Genomic DNA, 5,935 nt, shown 5'->3' with positions numbered 1-5,935 from the left:
ATAATTAAGGAGAGGTTTTTAATTGGCTCCATGGCAATTCCTAAATCGGTTTTAGAGATAGAAAATTTTGAAAATTGATTGGTATAATCCGATGAACTAAAATAATAATTAAAGTTACTATTTAAATACCACCCTTTTTTTGGAAAATATTTATCATCAAAAGTATCATGATGGAGAAATCCTATTAAAGATAAATAATTGCTATTTTCGATTGTTTTAGTTGCGTCAGACAAATTATCGGATTTTAATAACAAATTTTGTAATTCTAATCCACCACCAATACTAAATTTTCTAAAGAAGACCGTTTGAAGAAAAACTTTAGTATTAATACTGGAATAATCTATATTTATTTTTTCAAACGAATTGTCTAAAAAACTTTGAATTCCAAATGCTGAATTTACATTTCTATTGAATTTATTTAAACTAGAATTAATTCCAAAACTAAAATAATAGCCATTGTCAATTACGTAATTAAAATCGTATCTAAAATTATCACCAAAAATTAAATCCAAAGAAACCATATCATTTTTTGAGATTATTTTTTTCTGGGTAATATTAACCAAAGCACCACTTTTATATAATTGATCGTAATGCAGGGCAAATTTTAAAAAAGTATTTATTTTATTTTCTCGTAAACTGATAAAAATATCTTTTTCGTTAAATTGATATTTTACCGAACTAAAGTTTTGAGTATTACTTAAATTTTGAATCCCATTTTGAAAATCTTCGAAGCTTACTTTTGTGTTGGGTTTAAATCGTAATTTTCCTAAAACATATGCTCGTGTGTAATTTTTTAGTTCTGTAAAAGCAATATTTCCAATAAAAATAGAATCTTTAATAAGTTTTAAGTCAGGTTTCTGATAGGCTTTATTTTCAAATTTTTGTAGTTCTAATAAAAAATTTCTAGTGGCATTTTCTCCATTTTTAATAATTTTTTTTCCATTCTCGAAAGATAAAACAGAATACCCTTTAATTTCTGGTTTGATATAAATATTCGAAAGTTGCTGCTTATTTTTCATTTGAGAAAGCGTGTAAAAATTAGAAATTTGCCCAAAAATAGTCGTAATGCCTTTTAGCTCATTTCGATCTTTTAATTCTTCTTGGACATCTACACCTATAATAAATTCGGCACCTAATTCTTTGAGTTTTTCAATTGGATAATTATTTGTAACGCCACCATCAACTAGCAGTCTTTCTTCAATTTCAATTGGATAGAAAATACTTGGAACAGAACTGCTAGCTATTAATGCTTGCGGAAAAATCCCTTTATTTAATACAATTTCTTCTCCAGTTTCAATGTCTGTTGCCATACAGAAAAACGGAATTGGTAATTTTTTGAAATCTCTCGTATTTCTTACGTGATACGTTAATTTAGATAAAAAATGATAATTATAAAAACCTTTTGAAAGTGCATTTGGGGTTTCTAATTTTAATTTTTTAAAGGGCAATGATAAAGCATAGATATCATCGCTTCTTTTATTAAAAAGTAATTTAGATTTTCTCGGAATATTATCCTGAACTAAATCGTCTATGTTTAAGGTTTTAAATATAGAATCTAATTGTTTACCAGTATATCCGGATGCGTATAAACCTCCAACTATCGCGCCCATACTGGTGCCGCCAATATAATCCACTTTAATTCCTAAAGAATCGATTACTTTTAAAACACCAATATGCGCCAATCCTTTTGCGCCGCCGCCAGAAAGGACCAAACCAATTTTAGGTTTTTTTATGCTGTCTTGTGCAATTGAGTTAAAAGGCAAAAGTAAGAAGACAAAAGCAGAAAGTATAAAACAAGAAAATGTACCACGAATGTGATTCAATTTGCTCTTTTTACTTTTTACTTGTTTCTTTATCACTTGTTATTCTTTTTTGTAAAAGTCGGAAATTTTTTTTGCTTTTGAAAGTCCAATTACTGAAGAAATTTCAGATTCTGTTGCCTCTTTTATTCTTTTTACGCTTTTAAAGTGCGAAATTAAGGTTATCATTGTTTTTTCTCCAATGCCAGGAATACTATCTACTGATGAATTTAATGCCGATTTACTTCTTTTGTCGCGATGATGCGTAATTCCAAATCGATGTGCTTCGTTTCGTAATTGTTGAATGATTTTTAGCGTTTCCGATTTTTTATCTAAATACAAAGGAATCGGATCATCTGGATAAAACAATTCTTCTAACCGTTTCGCAATACCAATAATGGCAATTTTTCCTCGCAAACCTAAATCTTCCAAACTTTTTAACGCAGAAGATAATTGTCCTTTTCCACCGTCTATGATAATTAGTTGCGGTAAAGATTCTTTTTCGTCTAGTAATCTTTTATATCTTCTATACACCACTTCTTCCATAGAAGCGAAATCATTCGGACCTTCAACGGTTTTGATATTAAAATGGCGATAGTCTTTTTTACTTGCTTTTCCATCTTTAAATACCACACAAGCTGATACAGGATTTGTTCCTTGAATATTAGAATTATCAAAACATTCAATATGTCTTGGCTCTACAGAAAGTCGTAAATCTTTTTGCATTTGCGCCATAATACGATTTGTATGTCGGTCTGGATCTACAATTTTAATTTGTTTTAATTGGTCTAATCTGTAATATTTTGCGTTTCGTTCAGATAAGTTTAAAATCTCTTTTTTATCGCCTAATTTAGGAACAGTTACTCTTATTTTATCGCCTAAATCTATTTCAAAAGGCACTACTATTTCTGTTGAAGTTAAAAAGAATCGCGCTCTAATTTCAACAATTGCTAATTCTAATAATTCTTGATTGGTTTCGTCTAATTTTTTCTTTAATTCTAAGGTGTGCGATCGAATAATAGCGCCGTGTGAAATCTGTAAAAAATTAACATACGCCATTGTTTCATCTGAAATAATGGAGAAAACATCAATATTGGTAATTTTCGGATTTATTATAGTTGATTTTGCTTGATAGTTTTCTAATACTTCAATTTTATCTTTAATTTTTTGTGCTTCTTCAAACTTCATTTCAGAGGCTAAAATCTGCATATGGTTTTTAAAATCTTTTAGACTTTCTTTAAAATTTCCTTTTAAAATTTCTCGAATAACTGTAATTTGTTTTTGATAATTTTCTTGCGTTTCGTATCCTTCACAACCACCTTTACAATTTCCAATATGGTATTCTAAGCAGACCTTATATTTCTCAGCTCTAATGTTTGTTAGTGATAAATCAAAATTACAAGTTCGTAAAGGATATAATTCTCTAATTAATTCTAATAACGTGTTTACGGTTTTAAAACTGGTGTAGGGACCAAAATATTCCGAGCCATCTTTTATCATTTTTCGAGTAGAAAATACTCTTGGAAACGCTTCTTTTTTGACGCAAATCCAAGGATACGTTTTATCATCACGAAGCAGCACATTATATCTTGGCTGTAGTGTTTTAATAAGATTGTTTTCTAACAATAACGCATCGGTTTCTGTAGGAACGACAATGTGTTTGATAGTAACTATTTTTTTTACAAGTACCGAAGTTTTATAATTATCGTGGTTTTTGGTAAAATACGATTGTACGCGTTTTTTTAAATTTTTTGCTTTCCCAACATACAAAATCTTATTGTCTTTGTCGTAATACTGATATACACCAGGATTATCAGGTAAGGTTTGAATTTGTAGTTCGAGTGGTGTCATTTGCAGTATACAGTGTTCGGTTTTTTAGTATTCAGTAATTTGACTTGACATAGTCTTACAAAAATAACAAAAAACAATTGATTTAGCATAAAGTAAATTTTTATTACTTTAGCAAAAAGTAAAACACAGTATGCACAAGGAAATTACTATTTTTAACGAAACGATATTACCTGGAAAGAGTAAAACCATCAATATGCAAATTGGAAAATTGCATACGATGACCGATTTACACATTCCAATTATTGTGGAAAGAAGTAAAAAAGAAGGTCCGGTAGTGCTATTAACTGCTGGTTTACACGGTGATGAGATTAACGGCACTGAAATAGTTAGAGAATTAATTGTAAAAAAAATTAATAAACCAAAACGAGGTACTATTATTTGTATTCCTGTAATTAATATTTTTGGATTTGTTAATCAAACCAGAGAATTTCCTGATGGTAGAGATTTAAATCGAATTTTTCCTGGAAGCAAAACAGGTTCTTTAGCAAGCCAATTCGCGTATTATATTTTAAAAGAAATTATACCTCATATAGATTATGCAATAGATTTTCATGCGGGTGGTGCCCAAAGATTTAATGCGCCACAAATTCGAATTGTACCTAATAATGCTGAATTAAAAACACTTTCAGATGTATTTGGTGCGCCTTTTACCTTATATTCTAATAATATTTCTGGTTCGTTTAGAAGTTCATGTGATAAAATGAATGTGAAAATGTTATTATTTGAAGGTGGAAAATCTGTAGATATAAATAATGGCGTAACTAAAGAAGCTGTAGAAGGAACCAAACGATTTTTAACACATTTCGATATGTTAAAAAATAAACACGAAATTTCAAAACCGCACCAAACCATATATATTGAAACGTCGGATTGGATACGAGCTAATTTTTCTGGAATGTTTCATGGTTTAAAACAAATTGGAAGTTATGTTACTAAAGGCGAATTATTAGCTAAAATTTCTGATCCTTTTGGCAAAGTAAGTCATAAACTAAAAGCACCACATGATGGCTATTTAATAAATGTAAATGATGCGCCAATTGTGTATCAAGGTGATGCGGTTTTTCATATTTCAACTAAATTAGAAAATGACGAAGAAGGAATTAAGAACCAAGTATAACGATTTAAGGCAAAATTTATCTGAAGCTACGATTGAAGATTTATCCTTACAAATTGCCAATCAAATTATTCATTTAGATATTTGGCAACACAGTTTTTATCATATTTTTTTACCTATTGAAACCAAAAATGAGGTAAATACAGAATATATTTTACAAGTTTTAGCAGGAAAAGATAAAAACATTGTGCTTTCTGTAAGCGATTTTTCAACTCGAGAAATGACTCATTTTCTATTAACAGATGCGACCAAAATAAAAAAAAATAAGTACAACATTCCTGAGCCAGTTGACGGATTAGAAGTTCCTGTTTCTAAAATTAATGTGGTTTTTGTGCCTCTTTTAGCTTTTGATGAAAAAGGCAATAGAGTAGGTTATGGTAAAGGATTTTATGATCAGTTTTTGTCAAAATGCCAACCAGAAACCATAAAAATTGGTCTTTCTTTTTTTGAATCCGAAAAATTAATTTCCGATACTTTATCTATTGATATTCAGTTAGATTATTGTGTAACACCAACTAAGGTTTACAATTTTTAATATTAATTTAAATAGGAATTCCATATATTTTATTATATTTGAAATTATTACTAAAAAAACAAACTATGTTACAATCTATTCATTCTACGTTAGCTTATGCTGTTTTAGCCGTATTGGTTTTAGCTGTTATTAATGCCTTTTTAGGGCTTTCAGCAAAAAGAAATTTTACTTCAAAAGACAGAAGCATTTCTTTAATTGCGTTAATTTTTAGTCATATTCAGTTGTTGGTTGGAATTGTTCTTTGGGTTGAATCTCCAATCGGAAAAGCAGGTTTAAGTCAAATGTCAAATTCGGCTATTCGCTTAACAGCTATGGAACATCCTTTGATTAATATCATCGCAATTGTTTTAATTACAATTGGTTGGAGCAAACATAAAAAAGAAGAAAGCAGTAATGGGAAGTTTAAAAAAATTGGTATTTTTTATACTTTAGGATTACTGTTAATCTTATCAAGAATTCCTTGGACGAATTGGATGGCATAATTCCTGTCAAATCAATAAAAATATAAAAAGAAGTAAGTGAAAATTTACTTCTTTTTTAATCTTATATTATATGAAGATGAAAAAATTTATATACATATTGCCGCTTTTAGTAGTGCTTTTTTTTCAGAAGGAAAATATAAAATCTAATTTTTCT

Annotated in this window: 5 protein-coding genes; 3 read left to right on the top strand and 2 right to left on the bottom strand. The window is 29.1% G+C overall.

The window, feature by feature from the left end:
* Both ACIQ11_RS08295 and uvrC read right to left on the bottom strand, forming a co-directional pair.
* The coding region (locus tag ACIQ11_RS08295) for a patatin-like phospholipase family protein (protein ID WP_396154189.1) at window positions 1–1,859 on the bottom strand (1,859 nt) is incomplete at its 3' end.
* A 3-nt stretch (window positions 1,860–1,862) separates the two neighbouring features.
* On the bottom strand, window positions 1,863–3,650 hold the full coding sequence (gene uvrC / locus ACIQ11_RS08290; protein WP_396154188.1) for an excinuclease ABC subunit UvrC: 1,788 nt from the start codon (window positions 3,648–3,650) through the stop codon (window positions 1,863–1,865).
* A gap of 130 nt (window positions 3,651–3,780) precedes the next feature.
* On the opposite strand from uvrC, the gene ACIQ11_RS08285 reads away from it, so the two are divergent.
* The 3 genes from ACIQ11_RS08285 (at window position 3,781) to ACIQ11_RS08275 (ending at window position 5,781) form a co-directional block, all read left to right on the top strand.
* Entirely contained in the window at window positions 3,781–4,767 is a 987-nt protein-coding gene (locus ACIQ11_RS08285; RefSeq protein WP_396154187.1) for a succinylglutamate desuccinylase/aspartoacylase family protein, read from the top strand.
* Window positions 4,736–5,299 carry a 5-formyltetrahydrofolate cyclo-ligase gene (locus ACIQ11_RS08280; RefSeq protein ID WP_396154186.1) on the top strand — a complete coding sequence of 188 codons (564 nt, stop codon included), beginning with the start codon at window positions 4,736–4,738 and terminating at the stop codon, window positions 5,297–5,299. The genes ACIQ11_RS08285 and ACIQ11_RS08280 overlap by 32 nt, the downstream gene beginning before the upstream one ends.
* A 65-nt stretch (window positions 5,300–5,364) precedes the next feature.
* Window positions 5,365–5,781 (top strand): hypothetical protein, encoded by a 417-nt coding sequence (locus tag ACIQ11_RS08275; protein WP_396154185.1) that lies wholly within the window; start codon window positions 5,365–5,367, stop codon window positions 5,779–5,781.
* Window positions 5,782–5,935: the final 154 nt, after the last annotated feature.

This window comes from Flavobacterium sp. (assembly GCF_044361065.1).
GTDB lineage: Bacteria > Bacteroidota > Bacteroidia > Flavobacteriales > Flavobacteriaceae > Flavobacterium.
The sequence above is the reverse complement of the archived record's forward strand: the minus strand, read 5'-3'. Positions and strand labels throughout refer to the sequence as shown.

Coding starts and splice junctions, on each gene's coding strand:
- ACIQ11_RS08275 (WP_396154185.1), top strand. CDS start 5,365: ATGTTACAATCTATTCATTCTACGTTAGCTTATGCTGTTTTAGCCGTA.
- ACIQ11_RS08280 (WP_396154186.1), top strand. CDS start 4,736: ATGACGAAGAAGGAATTAAGAACCAAGTATAACGATTTAAGGCAAAAT.
- ACIQ11_RS08285 (WP_396154187.1), top strand. CDS start 3,781: ATGCACAAGGAAATTACTATTTTTAACGAAACGATATTACCTGGAAAG.
- uvrC (WP_396154188.1), bottom strand. CDS start 3,650: ATGACACCACTCGAACTACAAATTCAAACCTTACCTGATAATCCTGGT.